Annotated in this window: 16 protein-coding genes and 1 pseudogene; 8 read left to right on the forward strand and 9 right to left on the reverse strand. The window is 63.5% G+C overall.

The features are described 5' to 3' along the window. Positions 1–645: 645 nt before the first annotated feature. Together QZ994_RS11815 and QZ994_RS11820 are read right to left on the reverse strand one after the other, a co-directional pair. Positions 646–1332: a hypothetical protein gene (locus QZ994_RS11815; RefSeq protein WP_290871638.1), complete on the reverse strand. Its 687-nt coding sequence runs from the start codon at positions 1330–1332 to the stop codon at positions 646–648. After that, positions 1332–1817, reverse strand: coding sequence for a hypothetical protein (locus QZ994_RS11820; protein ID WP_290871639.1), 486 nt, complete (start codon positions 1815–1817; stop codon positions 1332–1334). The genes QZ994_RS11815 and QZ994_RS11820 overlap by 1 nt, the downstream gene beginning before the upstream one ends. Positions 1818–2090: 273 nt before the next feature. Here QZ994_RS11820 and QZ994_RS11825 point away from each other — a divergent pair, with 273 nt between their 5' ends. From QZ994_RS11825 to QZ994_RS11835, 3 genes are read left to right on the forward strand one after another with little or no spacing between them, the layout of a single operon-like run. Beyond that, positions 2091–3257 carry a CBASS cGAMP synthase gene (locus QZ994_RS11825; protein WP_290871640.1) on the forward strand — a complete coding sequence of 389 codons (1167 nt, stop codon included), beginning with the start codon at positions 2091–2093 and terminating at the stop codon, positions 3255–3257. Next, positions 3254–4870, forward strand: a complete 1617-nt coding sequence (locus QZ994_RS11830) for a ThiF family adenylyltransferase (protein WP_290871641.1) — start codon at positions 3254–3256, stop codon at positions 4868–4870. Before QZ994_RS11825 ends, QZ994_RS11830 begins: the two co-directional genes overlap by 4 nt. Then, on the forward strand, positions 4858–5334 hold the full coding sequence (locus tag QZ994_RS11835) for a Mov34/MPN/PAD-1 family protein (protein WP_290871642.1): 477 nt from the start codon (positions 4858–4860) through the stop codon (positions 5332–5334). The genes QZ994_RS11830 and QZ994_RS11835 overlap by 13 nt, the downstream gene beginning before the upstream one ends. A 75-nt stretch (positions 5335–5409) precedes the next feature. Here QZ994_RS11835 and QZ994_RS11840 read toward each other — a convergent pair whose 3' ends face one another. The 5 genes from QZ994_RS11840 to dnaA form a co-directional block, all read right to left on the reverse strand. After that, complete coding sequence (locus tag QZ994_RS11840) at positions 5410–6819, reverse strand: CBASS cGAMP synthase (RefSeq protein WP_290871643.1); 1410 nt, start codon at positions 6817–6819, stop codon at positions 5410–5412. A gap of 1 nt (position 6820) precedes the next feature. Further along, positions 6821–7819, reverse strand: coding sequence for a CBASS cGAMP-activated phospholipase (locus tag QZ994_RS11845; RefSeq protein ID WP_290871644.1), 999 nt, complete (start codon positions 7817–7819; stop codon positions 6821–6823). Between the two features lie 414 nt (positions 7820–8233). Beyond that, positions 8234–10780 carry a DNA topoisomerase (ATP-hydrolyzing) subunit B gene (gene gyrB, locus QZ994_RS11850; RefSeq protein ID WP_290871645.1) on the reverse strand — a complete coding sequence of 849 codons (2547 nt, stop codon included), beginning with the start codon at positions 10778–10780 and terminating at the stop codon, positions 8234–8236. A gap of 130 nt (positions 10781–10910) precedes the next feature. Beyond that, on the reverse strand, positions 10911–12038 hold the full coding sequence (dnaN, locus tag QZ994_RS11855) for a DNA polymerase III subunit beta (protein ID WP_290871646.1): 1128 nt from the start codon (positions 12036–12038) through the stop codon (positions 10911–10913). A gap of 666 nt (positions 12039–12704) precedes the next feature. After that, a complete protein-coding gene (gene dnaA, locus QZ994_RS11860; RefSeq protein WP_290871647.1) occupies positions 12705–14207 on the reverse strand; it encodes a chromosomal replication initiator protein DnaA in 1503 nt (500 codons plus the stop codon). A gap of 408 nt (positions 14208–14615) precedes the next feature. Between dnaA and rpmH the strand changes: the two genes are divergently transcribed. The 4 genes from rpmH (at position 14616) to yidC (ending at position 17301) form a co-directional block, all read left to right on the forward strand. Next, entirely contained in the window at positions 14616–14750 is a 135-nt protein-coding gene (gene rpmH, locus QZ994_RS11865; protein ID WP_290729357.1) for a 50S ribosomal protein L34, read from the forward strand. Between the two features lie 90 nt (positions 14751–14840). Continuing rightward, on the forward strand, positions 14841–15329 hold the full coding sequence (locus QZ994_RS11870; protein ID WP_290871648.1) for a ribonuclease P protein component: 489 nt from the start codon (positions 14841–14843) through the stop codon (positions 15327–15329). Next, positions 15326–15616, forward strand: coding sequence for a membrane protein insertion efficiency factor YidD (gene yidD / locus QZ994_RS11875; protein WP_290871649.1), 291 nt, complete (start codon positions 15326–15328; stop codon positions 15614–15616). Before QZ994_RS11870 ends, yidD begins: the two co-directional genes overlap by 4 nt. Beyond that, positions 15613–17301: a membrane protein insertase YidC gene (gene yidC, locus QZ994_RS11880; RefSeq protein WP_290871650.1), complete on the forward strand. Its 1689-nt coding sequence runs from the start codon at positions 15613–15615 to the stop codon at positions 17299–17301. The genes yidD and yidC overlap by 4 nt, the downstream gene beginning before the upstream one ends. A gap of 136 nt (positions 17302–17437) precedes the next feature. Here the strand turns inward: yidC and QZ994_RS11885 are convergent, their stop codons facing one another. Both QZ994_RS11885 and QZ994_RS11890 read right to left on the reverse strand, forming a co-directional pair. Further along, positions 17438–17566 (reverse strand): hypothetical protein, encoded by a 129-nt coding sequence (locus QZ994_RS11885; protein WP_290871651.1) that lies wholly within the window; start codon positions 17564–17566, stop codon positions 17438–17440. Positions 17567–17704: 138 nt separating this feature from the next. Then, positions 17705–18634, reverse strand: a complete 930-nt coding sequence (locus QZ994_RS11890) for a sterol desaturase family protein (protein WP_290871652.1) — start codon at positions 18632–18634, stop codon at positions 17705–17707. A gap of 131 nt (positions 18635–18765) precedes the next feature. On the opposite strand from QZ994_RS11890, the pseudogene QZ994_RS11895 reads away from it, so the two are divergent. Next, positions 18766–19302, forward strand: a pseudogene (locus tag QZ994_RS11895) (tRNA uridine-5-carboxymethylaminomethyl(34) synthesis GTPase MnmE); the annotation flags it as partial.

Below are 19302 nucleotides of genomic sequence, written 5' to 3' on the forward strand. Positions count from 1 at the left end.
GCATCAAAAAGCAGCAGAGTAGGTTGAACACCTGGCTCAGTTTTAGATCGGCACACCCCTCATAAGTGGCTCAGTTTTCGGTCGGCGCCAACACCTCAGCTCATGAAGGTAGTGGGCGAACGGGCTCATGACTTCGCATGCGGTGATAACCGGCTATGAGAGTAGATACCGCCGATTGCGGTGTCAAGAGCGCGAGATTCTCTAAGTCATTGACCAAAAAGGAGTTTTTGGCGGCCAAGGTGCTTACTTTGGTATGCCAGCCAAATGAAAAAACGGTGTGATTTCAGATGGTTAAGGCGAGGCGTCGATTTGAGCCCCCGTGCGGATACAACACCTACGCCGCGCAATTTAAAGGAGAAAAAATTTTCTGCCCCCTCATACGCCGATGCCTTGGCGCGGGCATCGTTTATGCCCGTGGGTTTCTGCAACGCAGCGGTTGCAGTCCGCCGACGTGCCGATCTCAACGCACGCTCTCTGTAGCGTTGCAGTCATCCGTAAGGCACCGGTTGTTCTTGCTCTTTGCCCGCTTATGGGCGAGCAGTCGACGGTAGGCCAAACCGGTCAAACGACTACTGTCTCCGTTGGTAAACCGACGCTACCGGCCCGATTCAAATACTGCGCGATGACGAAAGCCGTCGGATTTGGCTACACAGCAGCCGAATCCTTAATCTTCAGCGACTCCGCGCGGGCCTTCTCGGCATCGGCGAACGAGTCGATTCCGCTGAAATTTCGCGTCAGGAGATCCAGCGAAATGTGCCCCCGAGTGGGCGAGTTGGTCCAATAGTAGCCCTCCAGCCGCGTGTCGCTCGACGTGAGCCGGAGGTCCCCATAGCCGACGGTGATCTTGTCTTCGGCATCCTGCAGGCGCCGCATTTCGAAGACATACTGCAGCTGCCCCACCGAGTTCCGCGGTTGAACCACCATTCTCTCCATCATGGACTCGGCTGGCACGCTGGGCGTATACGACTGGATCGTCAGGAAAAAGTAGCTCTGCTTGATCACGAACGCGATAGGGATAGGCGGCAGCGGATCAGCGTTCTCCGACGCCTTGAACTCGGACTTCAGCTCACCCCACCACAGCCCATGGACCATCCGCTTGCCCATGAGCTTGGCGATGCGGGGGTGCTTCCACTCCACCTTTGACAGTGCCCAGAGCAGCAATGGGGGCACGGTCAGAGCAGTGGAAGCACTCTGCCAGATGACTTTCACCGGGTGCGCTTGCAGTTCTGGCAGGCGGAACAAGAGGATGACGCCGCACACTAGCAGCACGACGCCGCCGCAGTACTTGAGTAGCCGCAGAAGGTCGTCATATGTCAGGCTCACGGGCAGCATCAAAAGGTCTCGCTCAAGATCAGTCGGCCGGCTTCATAAATGGAAGCGACGCGTTCGTGGGTCAGAAGCCCGATGGCCACGACGCCGGCCACCTTCGAGGCCAGCAGCGCCGTCATGTGTCGGGCACCACCGGCCTGCGGCGCGGCATCGGCCGCTCCAGGCAGCGGCGGCGCGATGAACTGGCTCAGGTGAGTCAGCGCCCCAGAGCCCGCATGTACGAAATGGAAGCCGTCATGCCACGGCGATGACCGTCGCGCTGTCCGGGCGAGCACCTCGCCGATGGCCTCGAGCCCCACAACGGGCAGGTCGAAACACTCGTCGCCGACGACCTTGAGTTGCAGGTGCGGCAGCGCCGCCAGCGAATCGTAGAAAACCACTCCCAGCCCGGCGAAATCGCCGGACAGCTTGGGGGCGGCGTACCGCACCAGTTGCTCTGCGCTGAAGGCTTGAAGGGATGTCAACGGCAAGGTCTCCATGGTGCTCAACTGACTATCTACCGACCATAGATGCGAGCTATATCCGCCCAGGAGCGGGCCAACCTCTGGGTACTCGTTGCACTATATGGGTATAAACCCCAAATCAATGTGCGGGACTATTGAAAATCCTAACCTCATCCGCATGTAAGTTAACGTCGACATCCACTGCACGCTTTGGAGCAGTAGCCGGCTTGCCGGTTGAGGAGTGGAACGGGTGGCTCGACGCCTGCAGGCGACGCGACTGGACGCGCGTTGCGCCGTCCACTTCACGCCCGACCATCCATGCTGAACCTGAGTGCTCTTTTTTACACAGAAGTCGAACATGAACCCTGCCTCTTCGGCAACCTGAACCTACGCGACGACGACCGCCAGGACATCGCCGCGGCCAAGAACGAGGTCCGGATGGCGCTGCGCGACGGAATCCCCCGCGTCTACGCGGCGGAAGGCCACCCTGGCAAGGTTCCGCAGCCGCGCTTTTTCACCCAAGGCTCCTGGGCCTACAAGACGCTGAACGCGCCGGCGCAGGAGCCCCAGCAAGCAGATGTCGATGATGGCTGCTACCTGCCGCTTGGCTTCCTGACCCTGACCGACAGCCCCAGCTTGGCGGCAGACGTCTTCTTCGGCGTAGCGGAGAAGGCCCTGGCCGACCTGGTGAAGCAAAAAGGCTGGAAGCTCTCTGGTAAGCCCACCTGCATCCGCGTGGAGATCAGCGACCTCGCGCACATCGACATCCCCCTGTACGCGATCCCGGACAAGGAGTTCGAGACCCTCGTCAAGGCCGAGACCACCCGGCGCGCTGCGCTGGATGGCATCCACGCCTTCTCCGAGGCCACGATTGAGAGCTGGGACGAGCTGCCTTCCACCAAGGTGCTGCTGGCCCACCGCGTGGAGGGCTGGATACACTCCGACCCCCGCCCGGTGAAGGAATGGTTTGTCGACCAGGTCGAGACCCGAGGTGAGCAACTGCGCCGCGTCGTGCGCTACCTCAAGGCGTACCGCGACTGGATCTGGAAGTCCGGCGGCCCCAGCTCAATCCTGCTGATGGCCGCGGCGGCACCGCTGTTCGTGAAGCAAGACCGTCGCGACGACCAGGCGCTGCTTGACGTCGTCAAACAGCTGCCCTCGGCCCTGCGCAGGGGGGTCAGCAACCCGATCAACCCGCAAGAGTCACTGACCGACCGCCTGCGCGCCTCTGACGATGAGGTGGATATGGTTGAAGAGGCGGCACTGCAGTTTGAGGATCTGGGCCGCCGGCTGCAGGCGGCGCTGGACGCCGGCAGCGCTGCGCAGGCCTGCACCTGGATGCAGGGGTTATTCGGCCCGCGCTTCCCAGACCGTCCTGATCGCGTCAAGGTGGGCGCCGCTGCTTCGGCCGTGGCGGCCGCCATCGCCGCCTCTCCGGCGATCGCCGGCCCGAACGAATTGGTCGGGCGGACGCGCGCTGGATGAAATTTCAGAGGGTCGCGATCCCTGACCTGACCGCCGCGCTGCAAAGACGCGGCTTCTCGTACTTGAAGCGCGACGGGCGCGGCAGGTTGAGGTACGCCGGCGAACTGTGCCTAAAGGCGAAGAACTACCCGTGCGAGCTGGCGATCTCTCCCGCGCTCGATGATTTCCCCCGCATCTGGCTGACACCGGTTCCACCTGGGCGCCCTGAACTGCAGCCCCACCTCAGTGCGGACGGCTACCTGTGCTACCTGGCGGTGGGCTCGGTCATCTTTGACTCATTTAACCCAATACAGCAGACGATGGCCTGCCTCGACCGGGCCGAGCAGGTCCTGGAAGACATCCTAGCCGGCAAGATGGTCGAGGACCTGGCTGAGGAATTCCACATTACCTGGGGCCACCGCTGGTGCATGCTGGACGTCGCCGAACGCCGGCCCGGCGAACTGAACGCCTACACCTACGGCGGGAAGATCAGCGTCGCTACCGACGACACGCAGCGGACCCACGCGAAGTTTGAAGCCATCGGCTTGGGGCTGCCCAAGACCGAGTTGAAGGCGTTCCTCGTGCACACCACAGCACGACCCATGCCGCTGCAGGACCGCTGGCCGCCCAAGACCGTCCAGGAGTTCCTGAAGTGGCAGAACACGTTGGACCCGCGGTGCAGAAAGAAGATCGAACAGCGCCTCTTGGAGCTGTTTCAGGCGAAGGCGACGAGCGCACTTGTCCTGATCTACTCGCCCCAAGTTCAGTACGGCATCGAGGTAGACCTGCAGCGGAATCCCGCCGGCATCGGCAACAAGCCGTCACTGCGCGAAACTCTCTACCGGCTGCCGATCCAGCAGATTTCCGCGTGCCGCATCGACGACCACTACCTCGCCGAGCGCAACCTGCCGGGCTCTAAGACCCTGGCTGGGCTCAAGATCGGGCTGGTCGGCTGCGGGACCATTGGGGGCTACCTCGCCGAGATGCTGGCCAAGGCCGGAGCGGGCACAGGGGGCGGGAGGCTCACACTAGTGGACATGGGGTCGCTGGAGCCGGGCAACCTGGGACGCCATCGGCTCGGTTTCAACGCCCTGATCAAGAAGAAGGCCGAGGCGATGTGCGAGGAGCTCTGGCGCGTCGCGCCCGGCATCGACGCGGTGGCCGTGGTTGGGGACGTCAAGGATGCGAACCTGGGGCCTCTGAACCTGCTGATCGACGCCACCGGGGAACAGGGCCTGACCGACTGGCTAACCTGGCAGTACGCCGACAAGGTACCGTTCCTGGCAGCCTGGGTGGAAGGGACCGGCGCGGCCGTCCGCGCCCTGATTAAGGCCAAGCCTGAGCACGCCTGCGCGCGGTGCATCTCGCAGCCGCCCTTGAAGGACCAGTACCGCGTGTTCGACGTGCCGCCGGAGGTCATCATGAAGGGGCACGGCTGCGAAGGCCTGTATGTCCCCTTCCCCGCCACCGCGTCCGTCCAGGCCGCCGCGCTAGCCATGGAGATGGTGCAGGCCTGGCTGGACGGCGCCGAGTCGCCCAGCTTCAGGACGCGGGTGCTTGATCTGCAGCGCGAGGTCCATTTCAAGGACTGCTCGCCCCAACGGTCCGAAGGGTGCCCCGCATGCGCCATGTGAGCGACTGGACGCTGGACGATGGCAGCCTACTGCTGAACTTTTCCGACGAGGTCTTGAGCATGTTCGAGCGGCACATTCAGGTTGGCAATCTGCCGGAGAGCGGCGGCGTCCTGCTTGGCACCGTTCATCAGAAGGGGCTGCTAGTCACGCTGGCCACCAAGCCGACGCGCCTGGACCGTCAGCTCCGCTACCTCTTTGAACGGTTGCCGTTTGGGCACCGAGCCGTTGCCAGGCGTTACTGGTATTCCAGCGGCGGCACGACCCGCTACATCGGCGAGTGGCACACCCACCCGCAGGACGTCCCCATCCCCTCCAACATCGACCTGAACGAGTGGAAGAAGCTGGCCAAGAACCGAGCTGACAAGCGGCCATTGCTGGCCGTCATAGTGGGCCGGCACGGCCTGCACGTGGAGTTGGCCTACAGCGACGGCAAACGGGAATTGCTCCGACCCTATGTCGGATGAGTACATAGACTTAATGAAGCATGGGATTCAACCCTCGTGGTCCTCACGTCAATCAACTTGGTTACTCGATGCGAATCAACGTCGGCGTCTGATGCTCAGTCGCGTGTATGAAGGCTGCTGCGCCCTGTGAACTTGGTGAACGTCGCGGATGGTAACCGGCACCCGGCGCACGGCGTAGACCTGACCGTTGACGCGGATGATGCAGTCCATGTGATGAGTGCCTTGGTAGCGCGTGCGCTCTTCAACCTGCAGCAAACCCATCCCCATTCTGCGATGTCCGAGGTCGCTAATTGCTTCGGCGTCCAACCCCTCGTTGCGCACCGTCCATTCGATGGTGGAGAACAGCGGGAGGATGTGGGAGTTGGCGATCGAGAACACCAGCGTACAACCCTTGGCGACCCCGGCCACCTGGTTGCGGTGATTGGCCACGAAGCGGCGCTTATCTCCAGTCCCTGTGTAGACCGCAATGTCGATGTCGGGCAGCTGCATTAGCGCGCGCGACGTCTGCTCGTCCACTAGGTCGACCTCGTCCACCTCCGGCAGCGGCATCAGGAACGAGAACGCCTCGGTCCAGATCAGGGCTGCCGCCGGCTCTCCCTCAGCCTCTTCAGCGCGCTGGGCGATGTCCAGCAGCGCATCGAGCCGCGGTAGGAAGGCCATCCAGGCCTCTGCGCTCATCCGATTCAGGTCCTCGTCGGCCTTGGTGGCCGGGTTCTGGACGCTGCGATCCTTGTTCAGCCGATCATGGATCGTCTTAATGATGGAGATCAGGGCGTCGTCATCCTCGACGCCGAAAAGGAGGGCGAGACCGATGTCGGCATAGGCCTCGGTGGCCAGCACTGTGAGCAGAATCGAGGTCGGGCGCGAATCCGGGATGTCATCGAACGACAGCGCGGCCCAGGCCTTCAGGTAGCGGATCAAGCGTCGCAGCTGGTCCCGCTGACCGCCTGTGCGCGCGTCCCGGAACCACTTATGGAAGGCCTTGGGATCGCTGTCCTCCCAACCCTTGGTCAGGCAAGCCAGGCGCCGTTTGTCGGTGTCGGTGTTGAGGTGGTAGACCGGGGTGTCGATGTGGAACTGGTGTTCGTACGACGCCCGCGAGCAACGCTCTTTGGGGGGCTTCGCCACGTGCCGCATGGTCGGGCACTGGGGCTGGTAGTCGACGAGTTCCTGCTGGACCCAGCGACGCAACTGATCGGCCGTCGGCTCGATCTCGGCGCCCTTGCCCCACTCGAAGTAGACGCCCAAGTCGACATCGTACTCCTCGTCCGAGTGGACGGGCTTGATCAGGGTGCCGTACTTGTAGGAGCCCTGCAGCCACGTGGAGATCGTGTAGCCGTGCTTGGCCTTGAGCGACACCTTCAGATGCTCAGCCAGCTCATTCCAGCTGGTCCGCAGGAACTCGCGCTGCTGCTCCGTGGGGCTGACGCGGTTGATCAGGGTCTGTTCACCGGCGCCGTTGAACAGAGAGCTGGCGCGCCCCACCTTAGCCGCCCCGCACCAGGACCATCTGGGGCTTGTGCTCCAGGAACGGCGCCAACTTGGTGTTGAGGATGTCGCTTGCCGCCCTTTTGCCCAGGGCCGTAAGCGTGCGTCGTGCCGCTTCTGTCGCAACGTCCAAGCCGAGGTCCTTGGCTTGCTCGTTCGATGGCAACGCGTCGAGCCGCAGGTAGCGATCCTTCAGCTTGTGCTGCATCAGCTGGTCCACCAGTTGCTGCTGCGAAGAGATCGTGACGGAGAACAGGCGGTTGTCGTCCATCCAATCCAAGACACCCAGCTCGCGACCGGAATCGAAGGACAGCGAGTACATGTTGGTCGTGGTGCCGACGCTGAGGATGCGGACGGCGGTGCTAGGCACGCCGAAGAAGTGCTCGGCCTCATGAAGTGCCAACAGGTCGGGCGCGTTGGCGTACAGCCCGCCGTCGGCATAGCGCTGGCCATCGACCTCGGCTAGCTCGAAGAATGTCGGGGCGGCCGAGGTGGCCAGCGCCACGTCCACCACCTTGTACTTCCAGTCGCGCGTCCACTCCGCCTTGTGCCGGGTCTTGAAGACCTGGGGCTTGCCGGTGGTGACGTTCACCGCGGGGATGCCCACCGCGTGGATGGCGTCATTGAGTGTGGCGTTCCCGGGGATGAGGCTGGTGATCACGTCCCTCAGGTCATCCGACCGGTATCGAGGCTTGCTCCGGTGATCAAAGATGTCCTTGCCCTTGCCCCAACTACCAGTCGGTTTCTCCCGCGACGGGAAGATCTTCTCGCCCGATTTCTCGAAGGCTTCGACCACCTTCTGCATGGGGACTTCGAACGCCACGGCCAGCGCGATGATTCCACCAATCGAGGTGCCATACGAGAGATCAAATCGACGGCCGATGGGTTCCCCGATGTGATCTTCTATTTCCTGTAGTGCCCGCGCTGTGAAAAGGCCTCTGTAGCCGCCTCCAGTTAATGCCAGCGCCTGAAAAGGCCACTCCTCGGTCCACGCCATACGTCCCCCTGCATCTAGATTTTGGTGGAAGAGGATACCAATCAACGGGCATGCGCTCGATCACTCCAAGCATCTTTCGTCACACTGCTCCGGATTTCAGTGGCTGCTGACTGAGCGACCGGTCTGGGCTTTACTTCGGTCGCGAATGCCATGAACCCTCGAACGTCCGGTTACGGCGGTAGTGGCCAGTAGGGCAGCCGCCAGCGAATGACTCGGATCAGCCTAAAGCCGGAATTGAGCTTACAGAACCCCAGCACCCCTTAGCCGATTTCAAGCTCGCCCTATCCGCCAAACCAAACGCCCGGCTCTACCGGGCGTTTTCATGTTCGGAATCTGTCGGACTCTTTCACTATCTGTGGCAGTAATTTTTCACTTACTTGGCACAGATTTCACTTTTTGTGGCATCCGACAACATCACACATCAATGTTCGCCGCCCTCAGCGCATTCGTCTCGATGAAATCGCGGCGCGGCTCCACCTCGTCGCCCATGAGCATGGTGAAGACCTTGTCCGCCTCGATGGCGTCTTCGATCTGCACGCGCAGCAGGCGGCGCACGTTCGGGTCCATCGTGGTTTCCCACAGCTGCTCGGGGTTCATCTCGCCCAGCCCCTTGTAGCGCTGACGGGCCACGGCATTTTCCGCCTGTTGCAGCAACCAGGCCATGGCGGCGCGGAAGTCACCGACCTTCTGCTCCTTGGCCTTCTCGCCCTCACCGCGGCGCACCACGGCATCGGCCGTCAGCAGGCCATTGAAGGTGGTGCCGGCCTTGGCCAGCGCTGCGTAATCGGCACCGTGCACGAAGTCGGCATTGATGATGCTGTACTTGGTGTTGCCGTGGAAGATGCGGCTGATGCGCAAGATGTGCTTGTCCGTGCGGGCGTCGAACTCGGCCGTCACCTCGGCGGTGCCCAGCGCGGCCTTGAGCGCCGTGGCGCTGGCTTCGGCATCGGCCAGGGTGTCGAGGTTCAGGCTCAGGCCGTTGGCGATGGCGCGCAAGGCCTCGATGTCCATCCAGGCACCCAGGCGTTCGACCACGTGGTTGGCCGTCAGGTAGGCATTGGCCAGCTCGTTCAGGGCATCGCCACTGATCACGGCCTTGCCGGCGCCCGGCTCCACCGAAGCACCGTCCAGCGCCACCTTCAGCAGGTACTCGTCCAGCGCCGAAGCGTCCTTCAGGTACTGCTCGTGCTTGCCCTGCTTGACCTTGTAAAGCGGCGGTTGCGCGATGTAGATGTGGCCGCGCTCGACCAGTTCCGGCATCTGGCGGAAGAAGAAGGTCAGCAGCAGGGTCCGGATGTGCGCGCCGTCCACGTCGGCGTCGGTCATGATGATGATGCGGTGGTAGCGCAGCTTGTCCGGGTTGAAGTCGTCGGTGCCCGCGCCACGGCCAATGCCGGTGCCCAGGGCCGTGATCAGCGTGAGGATTTCGTTGCTGGTCAGCAGCTTTTCGTAGCGCGCTTTCTCGACGTTCAGGATCTTGCCGCGCAGCGGCAGGATGGCCTGGAACTTCCGGTCGCGGCCCTGCTTGGCAGAGCCACCGGCGGAGTCACCCTCCACGATGTAGATTTCGCAGAGCGAAGGGTCTTTTTCCTGGCAGTCGGCCAGCTTGCCGGGCAGGCCCAGGCCGTCCAGCACGCCCTTGCGCCGCGTCATGTCGCGGGCCTTGCGGGCGGCTTCACGGGCGCGGGCGGCTTCCACGATCTTGCCGCAGATGATCTTGGCGTCGATCGGGTTCTCGAGCAGCCAGTCGGTCAGCAGGCGGCCCACGATGTCTTCCACCGGCGCACGCACCTCGCTCGAGACCAGCTTGTCCTTGGTCTGGCTCGAGAACTTGGGCTCGGGCACCTTCACGCTCACCACGCAGGCCAGGCCTTCGCGCATGTCGTCACCACTGACGTCGACCTTGGCCTTCTTGGCCAGTTCGTTGTCTTCGATGTACTTGTTGATGACGCGGGTCATCGCGGCGCGCAGGCCGGTCAGGTGGGTGCCACCATCCCGCTGGGGGATGTTGTTGGTGAAGCAGAGCACGTGCTCGTTGTAGCTCTCGTTCCACTGCATGGCCACTTCCACGCCGACGTTGGTGCCCTGTTCGGACACCTTGTCGCCTTGCGCGTGGAAGATGTTGGGGTTCAGGGTCGTCTTGCCCTTGTTGATGAACTCCACAAAGCCCTTGACCCCACCGGCGTAGGCGAAGTTGTCTTCCTTGTTGTGGCGCTCGTCGATCAGGCGGATCTTGACGCCGTTGTTCAGGAAGCTCAGCTCGCGCAGGCGCTTGGCCAGGATCTCGTAGTGGAACTCGTTGTTCTGGGCAAAGATGTCCGTGTCGGGCAGGAAGTGCACTTCCGTGCCGCGCTTGTCGGTGTCGCCCGTGATCTTCATCGGGCTGGTTTCGAAGCCGTCGCGCACCTCGATCACGCGGTCCTGAGGCACCCCCTTGGCGAACTCGATGAAGTGCGCCTTGCCGTCGCGGCGCACCGTCAGGCGCAGCCACTTCGACAGCGCATTCACGCAGGACACGCCCACGCCGTGCAGACCGCCCGAGACCTTGTACGAGTTCTGGTTGAACTTGCCGCCAGCGTGCAGCTCGGTCAGCGCGATTTCAGCGGCCGAGCGCTTGGGCTCGTGCTTGTCGTCCATCTTCACGCCGGTCGGGATGCCGCGGCCGTTGTCGGTCACCGAGATCGAGTTGTCGGTGTGGATGGTCACGACGATGTCGTCGCAATGGCCGGCCAGGGCCTCGTCGATGGAGTTGTCGACCACCTCGAACACCAGGTGGTGCAGGCCGGTGCCGTCCGACGTGTCGCCGATGTACATGCCCGGGCGCTTGCGCACCGCTTCCAGCCCTTCGAGGATCTGGATGCTGCCCTCGCCATAACCCGCCGAAATCTGAGCCTCGGTTTGGGGCACGGGGGCCTCAGGCTGCTGCTCAGGTTGTTGATCGGGGGAGGTGGCTTCGGTCATGGGTTCAGGCGCAGGTGAAATGGGACCAGCGTTGGTCGGCCCAGAAATGGAAAAAGGCCCGGCATGTGACCATGCGGGACCCCCATTCTAGCCCCTGTGGCAAGGGGCCCTTTTTGACGCGTGGCGACGCTCAGATCCGCATCGGCATCACGACGTACTTGAAGCCCTCGAACTCCGGGTTGGTGATCAGCGCCGAAGAGTTCGAATCCTGCAGCGACACGGTCACCATGTCCTGGCTCATGTTGGCCAGCACGTCCATCAGGTAGCCCACGTTGAAGCCGATTTCGAAGCTGTCGCCACCGTAGTCGATCTCGACTTCTTCCTTGGCCTCTTCCTGCTCGGCGTTGCTCGAGGCGATGCCCAGCACGCCCGGCGCGAAGTTCATGCGCACGCCCTTGAACTTTTCGGACGTGAGGATGGCCGCGCGCTGCAGCGAGGCCAGCAGCGTGGTGCGGCCCAGGGTGATGTGGTTCTTGTGGTTCTTCGGGATGACGCGGTTGTAGTCGGGGAACTTGCCCTCGACCAGCTTGGTCACGAACTCCAGACCGCCAAAGGCGAACTTGGCCTGGTTGCCGGCAAAGCGCATCTCGATGAGCTGTTCTTCGCCTTCCTTGCCCTTGCCATCGTCCTTGAGCAGGCGTTGCAGCTCCAGCACCGTCTTGCGCGGCAGGATCACCTCCTGCTTGGGCATTTCCACATCGAGCGTGGCCTGAGACAGCGCCAGGCGATGGCCGTCGGTGGCCACCAGCGTCAGGCTGTTGCCTTCGGCCACGAACAGGATGCCGTTGAGGTAGTAGCGGATGTCGTGCACCGCCATGGCGAAGTGCACCTGGCTGATCAGCTGCTTGAGCGTCTTCTGCGGCACGCTGAAGGCGGGGCCGAAGTCGGCGGCCTCCTGCACCAGCGGGAAGTCTTCCGCCGGGAGCGACTGCAGGGTGAAACGGCTCTTGCCGCCTTGCAGGGTCAGCTTGGCCTGGTTGGCCGTGAGCGAGACGATCTGGTCCGAAGGCAGGCTCTTGAGGATGTCCCCCAGCTTCTTCGCGCCCACGGTGATGGCGTAGTCGCCTTCGTCACCGTCCAGCTGGGCGGTGGTGCGGATCTGGATTTCCAGGTCGCTGGTGATGAGTTCCAGCTGGGGGCCGGCTTTGCGGATCAGCACATTGGCCAGGATGGGCAAGGTGTGGCGCCGCTCGACGATGCCAGCCACCGATTGCAGGGCGGCAAGAACTTTTTCCTGCGCTGCTTTCAACACAATCATCTTGGTCTTTCAAATTAGTCGTTGTAGTAGAGGACGACTTTTTCTGTGAACAACGCTATTTTGTCCTGATCCATCAAGGCTTTAGGCCAAGGACAAACGTGTGAATCCTACCCGGCTTCTCGATGGGGACAAGCGACAACAAGTTCGAGAAGTGAACGAACCCTGTGGACAAGCGGGTGCTTGTCCTTTTTTTGTCCACAGACTTGTTGGCTTGACAGCCCAGATTGATTTTGACAGTCCCGCGTTCTCACCGTCTCCGAGACGCTCGGAAGTCCTGCCTTGAAGCCTATGTGTGCCCCGGGTTGAACACAGTCCGTTCATCTTGACTCATCCAGCTTCTGGAATGTGCTCCTCGGTCTTGAAAAAGGGGAGGGGGCTTCTCCGGCTGTTTCTCTACACCAATGTCTTTGTTTCAACTTGGTAGTTGTAGTAGAGGGCAGCGTTTTCTGTGCACAACCCGGTTTTCTCTTTGTCTGACAAGGACTTGTCTGCCTGAAAAGCGTGTGGAGCGCAGGCTTGTTCGCCATGGGGACAAGTGACAACAAGTTCCAGAAACGGCCGAGCCCTGTGGACAAGCCCCTGCTTGTTCAAAAACTGTCCACAGCTTTGTTGGCTTGACAGAGCCAAAAAAAAGAGGCCCGAAGGCCTCTTGCGGAAGGGGTGGGTTCAGCCCTTGAGCGTCTGTTCCAGCACGTGGAGCTGCTGGTTCAGCTCGCTGTCCTTGCCGCGCTCCCCGGCGATCTTGCGCACGGCGTGCAGCACCGTGGTGTGGTCACGGCCACCAAAGAGCTCGCCGATCTCGGGCAGGCTCTTTTGCGTGAGTTCCTTGGCCAGGTACATGGCGATCTGGCGGGGCTTGGCGATCGAGGCCGGGCGCTTCTTGGAGTACATGTCCGCGACCTTGATCTTGTAGAAGTCGGCCACCGTCTTCTGGATGTTCTCCACCGAGATCTGGCGGTTCTGGATCGACAGCAGGTCCTTCAGGGCCTCGCGCGCCAGGTTGATCGTGATCTCCTTGTGGCTGAACTTGGCAAAGGCCAGCACCTTCCGCAGGGCGCCTTCGAGTTCGCGCACGTTGGCACGCACGTTCTTGGCCACGAAGAAGGCCACGTCTTCCGGCATGTCGATGCCTTCCTGCGCCGCCTTCTTGATCAGGATGGCCACGCGCATTTCCAGCTCGGGCGGTTCGATGGCCACCGTGAGGCCGGCGTCGAAGCGCGAGGTCAGCCGTTCATCGATGTTGGCCAGACCCTTGGGGTAGGTGTCCGACGTCATGATGATGTGCGCCTTCTTGGCCAGCAGGGCTTCGAAGGCGTTGAAGAACTCTTCCTGGGTGCGGTCCTTGCCGGCGAAGAACTGCACGTCGTCGATCAGCAGCAGGTCGAGCTGGTGGTACTTGGCCTTGAGTTCGTCGAAGGTCTTGCGCTGGTAGTTCTTCACCACGTCGGAGATGAACTGCTCGGCGTGCAGGTAGAGGATGCGCGCGTCGGGCTTGTCGGCCAGCAGGGCGTTGCCCACGGCGTTCATCAGGTGGGTCTTGCCCAGGCCGACGCCGCCGTAGATGAACAGCGGGTTGTACATCTGGCCGGGGGCGCCGGCCACATGCAGGGCGGCGGTGCGGGCCATCTGGTTGGCACGACCGGGCACCAGCTTGTCGAAGGTGAGCGCCGGATTCAGGCCCATGACCTGGTGCGAGCGCTGGGCGCGTTGCGGCGCGTCGTTGCCCTGTGCATAAGCCGCGCCGGCATGGCCCTGGTAAGCCTGACCGCCTTGTGCCGCCTGGGGCGGTTGCAGGGGCTGGGCCTGGACGGCATTGGGCGGCAGGGCGCGGCCCGGCAGGATGGCCGCAGGTGGGCGTGCGCCCGTGCTGGCCGGTGCGGCCGAACGCGGAGCCAGCGCGATGTCCAGGCGCAGGGCGCCCGGGTGCAATTCGCCCAGGATGGCTTCGAGGCGGGCGCTGTACTGGGTGCGGATCCAGTCCAGCATGAAACGGTTGGGCACGCGCAGGCTCACCAGGGCGGTGTCGCCGTCTTGCGCGACCTCGGCCGCCGGGAGCGGGCGGATCCAGGTGTTGTACTGCTGCTCGGGCAGTTCGGCGGCAAGCCGTTCGCAGCTGCGCTGCCAGAGGGTGGCCAGATCGGCCTGGGATTCGGGGGATGTGTGGGTCATTGGCACTGCGTCCAGCAGGTGGCTGGGACAGGGGGGGCGGCGGCACTCATGTTGTGGACAAGTCCTTCCTAGGGGAGCGGATTCTAAGCGTGTCGGGCCCAGAAATCGACAGGTTATCCACAGTTTTTTGCCCAGGTTTTGTCGGTTGCCTGGCACCCGCTTGGGGCAGGCCCGGGGCGGGGTGGCGGGCGTTGCAAACCGCGGGCCGGGCTGCGTTCCAGATGGCGCAATCCGGCCCCCTGTGATGGGGCCATTGACCAAAGCGATGAAAGCTGTTGTAATCGCGGGTTCGTCCGGGTAGCCGGTCGTGCCCCCACGGCAATTGCATCGTGTGGGAGCCATCACAAGACAAGATGGGCCGCGTGCTTTGCGACAGGCGTCGCGTTGCTGGCCCCCTGAAGGACCATCATGAAACGTACTTACCAGCCTTCCAAGACCCGCCGCGCCCGCACCCATGGTTTCCTGGTGCGCATGAAGACCAAGGGTGGCCGCAAGGTCATCGCCAACCGCCGCGCCAAGGGCCGCAAGCGCCTGGGTCTGTGATCCGCCTAGCCCGCGGGTTCCTTGCAACCTGCGGCATGAACAAGGCCGGGTCTTGACCCGGCTTTGTTTCGCTTTGACGCCTTCTGTACCGTGCGACCACCCAGCCTGAAAGCCAGTGATTTCCACAGGGCTTTGGGCACCCGTCCGGTGTCGCGCACGGCGCACTTTGCGCTGCACGCCCTGCCTCACAAGGCGCCGGTCGCGGCGGAGTTGTCAACAGCTCACGGTCAGGACGCGCCCATGGGTGTGGATGATTGCACCGATGCCACGGAAGCCTCAGGCGTTCACGCCTGGCGGCTGGGCTTGGTCCTGCCTAAAAAACAGGCACGGCGCTCTGTCACCCGCTCCCTGCTGCGCCACCAGATCCGCGAGTCGCTCAGGCGGCACGCTCCTGCCGTGCGCGCAGCCGGCCGCCACGGTGACGAGGTGGACGGCTGGGTCGTGCGCCTGAAGGCGCCGTTCGACCGCCAACAGTTTCCCAGTGCCGCTTCGGCCGCGCTGGGCGCTGCCGTTCGTGCCGAACTCGATGAGCTGTGGGCCCGCCTGAGTCGGCCGGTCCAGCCCGGGAGCGGCACATGAACCCGCTGGCCCGTGGCCTCAACGCCGTGCTCATCGGCGTGGTCAAGGGCTATCGGTTTTTCCTGAGCCCCTGGCTGGGCTCGGCCTGCCGTTTTTCCCCCACCTGTTCCCAATACGCCCTGGAAGCGCTCACGCGCCATGGCCCCGCTGCGGGCAGCTACCTGGCTGCGCGGCGTTTGCTGCGTTGCCACCCTGGCTGCGCGGGCGGGCATGATGCGGTGCCCGATGCGGCCCCGCGTCTCTTTTCTTCCTTTTGCAACCCTTCGTCGGATTCACCTCGCTCATGAACGATCTGCGTCGCACCTTGCTGTGGTCGGTGTTCGCCGTCTCACTGCTGATGTTGTGGGATGGCTGGCTGCGTCACACCGGTCAACCTTCCCTGTTTGAGCCGGCCGCCGTGGCCAGCGCCCCCGTCTCGGCTGCGGCCAGCGCGGGTGCCGTCCCGGCCGCGGCATCCGGCCTGCCCGGCAGCGCTGCCCTGCCGGCCGTGGCCGCCGCCTCGGGCGCATCGGCACCGGCCGTGCCGCACGAGCTGGTCACGATCACGACCGATGTGGTCAAGGCCACGGTCGACACCGACGGTGGCAGCCTGGTCAAGGTCGAGCTGCTCAAGCATGCCGCCGACGCCGGTTCGACCGACAACATGGTGCTGCTGGACAAGTCGCCCACCCACACCTATGTGGCCGAAACCGGTCTGGTGGGCCAGAGCGCCGGCCAGGTGCTGCCCAACCACACCACGGCCTTCACCGTGCTGCCGGGCGAGCGCACCCTGGCCGCAGGCAGCGATGCCCTGGTGCTCAAGCTGGAATCGGTGGCGGTCAACGGCGTCAAGCTGGTCAAGACCTACACCTTCAAGCGTGGCGACTACGCCATCGGCGTGAAGCAGGAAGTGGTGAACGCTTCGGCCGCCGCCATCCAGCCTCAGCTGTATGTGCAACTGACCCGCGATGGCAGCGAAGCCAAGGCCGCACCCGGCCCGGCGTTCATGGGCGGCCCGCAGGCTTACACCGGCATGGCCGTGTTCAACGCCAAGGGCAAGTACCAGAAGCTGGACTTCAAGCACCTGGCCGAAGGCAAGGCCGAGTTCGAGAAGAACGACGACAGCGGCTGGGTGGCCATGGTGCAGCACCATTTCGCTTCGGCCTGGCTGCAAAACGACAAGCTGCCGCGCGAGTTCTTCAGCAAGCAGATCGCTCCGAACCTGTACGCCACCGGCATGCTGTTCAACCTGGGTGAAGTGGCCGCCGGCCAGAGCAAGGCTTTCGAAGCCACGCTGTTCGTGGGCCCGCAGGAAGAAAACAAGCTGAAGGCCCTGGCCCCTGGCCTGGAATACACCAAGGACTACGGCTGGACCCACATCATGGCCGCGCCGCTGTTCTGGCTGCTCGACAAGCTGCATGGCCTGTTGGCCAACTGGGGCTGGTCGATCGTGGCCCTGGTGGTGCTGCTCAAGGCCGCCTTCTACTGGCTGAACGCCAGCGCTTACCGCTCGATGGCCAAGATGAAGGCGCTGAACCCGCGCATCCAGGCCATGCGCGAGAACCTGAAGGACGAGCCGCAGAAGATGCAGCAGGAGATGCTGAAGATCTACCGCGAAGAGAAGGTCAACCCGATTGGCGGCTGCCTGCCCATCCTGATCCAGATCCCGGTCTTCATCGCCTTGTACTCGGTGCTGTCGTCGTCGGTGGAAATCCGCAACGCACCCTGGATCGGCTGGATCACCGACCTTTCGGTGAAGGACCCGTACTTTGTGCTGCCGGCCCTGATGACGGCCTCGACCCTGCTGCAGACCTGGCTGAACCCGACACCGCCGGACCCCGTCCAGGCCAAGATGATGTGGATCATGCCGCTGCTGTTCAGCGTGATGTTCTTCTTCTTCCCGGCCGGCCTGGTGCTGTACTGGCTGACCAACAACCTGCTGTCGATCGCCCAGCAGTGGATGATCAACAAGCAGCTCGGCGTGACCAATTGATCGCCCTGATCCGGGCCCTTCAGGGGGCTCGGTCGGCCCGGGGGCACCCAGGCAAAAGAAAAGCCGCCCAAGGCCTCACGGCCCGGCGGCTTTTTTCATGGGCGACCCTGGCGAGACGCCTCGGGGCGCAAGGCCCTCAGTTGCGGGGCAGTCGGCCCAAGATGACGGAGGCACCCATGCCGATGGCCAGGAAGAGCATCCAAAGGGGGGCGTCGCCGCTGCCGTTCTGGCCGAATTGCAGCAAGTCCTGCATGTAGGTCAACATCGAGGGTCCTCCGGTTTGTCTGGGCACAGCGCGCCATGGTGCAGCGCAATATGTCACGATCTTAGTACAAACCCTGAACCTGGGTGTGACAAAGTGGGCACCCTTTTTGGGGCCTTTCTGCAACGGCCCAGCGCTGGTTCAGTGGGCGGTGGGCGCGACCGGCGCGTGAACAGGGGCCGGGGCCTGTTGCAGTTGCTGCGCCTTCATGCGCCGCCAGCGCCAGGGCAGGGCCATCTGGCTCAGGTAGTGGTGAACGGGGTAGGCGTGTTCGTTGAACAGGCCCAGCCGCTCGGGACGGGCGCGACCCTGTGGGTAGACGAAGGTGCCGAAGAGGTGGTCCCAGAGCATGACGATGCTGAAGTTGCGCGCTTCTTCGATCTGGTTGGAGTGGTGCCAGCGGTGGATCTCGTTGCTGCCGATCAGGTAGTTGAGCGGGCCGAAGCTGAAGCGCACGTTCATGTGGGTGATGGTGGCCAGCACGCTGCCGATCACGCCGCTCAGGATGAAGGCCTCCTGGCTGACCCCGGTCTGGAAGGTGACGAAGACCGGCACCAGGCGGCGCCAGACCAGGTCGACCGGGTGGGCACGGCTGGCATTGAGCACGCTCAGGCGGTGGGCGCAGTGGTGCACGCTGTGGAAGCGCCAGAGGAAGTCCACCTCGTGACCCATGCGGTGGGTGACGTAGAACATGAAGTCGAACACCAGCCAGGCGACGAGCACCTGGGCCCACAGCGGCAGGTGGTGGGCGGCCCAGGTTTCGGGCAGCACGCCGTGCTGGAAGAGCAGGCCCGTGCCGGTGGCGGCGACCAGGGCGTGGATCAGGAAGTTCTGCACGCTGGTGATCACCACCAGGGCGACGTTGTGCAGGCTGTCGTTGAGCACCTCGCCGGGTTCGAAGCGGTTGGGCTGCTCGGGCCAGACGTACTGCATCAGCACGCAGACCGCGTAATAGGGGAAGAGGAAGTGGGTGGCGATGGGCGCCGGGTCGAAGCCGAAGTGCAGCACGGTGTAGATGCCACCGGCCAGGGAGCCGCCCATGAAGGCCCAGCTGAGCAGACGTCGCAACATGAATGAACCTCGTTGATCGCGGGAGGTTAGGGCGGGCCTTCGCCCGTGGTCATCGGGGTTTGCGCGGTGGGACCCGCAGGCAGGGGGGCGTGCGGCGACAATGGCGGGTTGTGGAGTAAGGAGAGCTGTCGATGTCTTGGGCGGAACGCAATGTGCCGATCGTGGCGGTGGCCACCGCATCCGGGCGGGGCGCCGTGGGCATCGTGCGGGTGTCGGGCAAGGGGCTGATGCCGCTGGCCGAGGCCCTGTGCGGCCGGGCGCTGTCGCCACGCGTGGCCACCTATGGCCCGTTCAAGGACGCCAACGGCGAGGCGCTGGACCATGGCCTGGCGCTCTACTTCCCCGGTCCGCACAGCTACACCGGCGAAGACGTGCTGGAGCTGCAGGGTCACGGTGGCCCGGTGGTGATGCAGCTCTTGCTGGCGCGCTGCCTGGCGGCGGCGGCCGAACGCGACCTGGCCACCGGCCGTGAGCGTCTGCCTGGTCTGCGCCTGGCCGAGCCGGGCGAGTTCACCCAGCGTGCTTTCCTGAACGACAAGATCGACCTGGCCCAGGCCGAGGCCATCGCTGACCTGATCGACGCCAGCACCGAGGCCGCGGCCCGGTCGGCCAGCCGTTCGCTGGGTGGGGCGTTTTCGAAAGAGATCGAGGCCTTGCGCGACCAGCTG

Origin of the sequence: Aquabacterium sp. (assembly GCF_021768455.1) — a bacterium.
Classification (GTDB): domain Bacteria; phylum Pseudomonadota; class Gammaproteobacteria; order Burkholderiales; family Burkholderiaceae_C; genus Aquabacterium.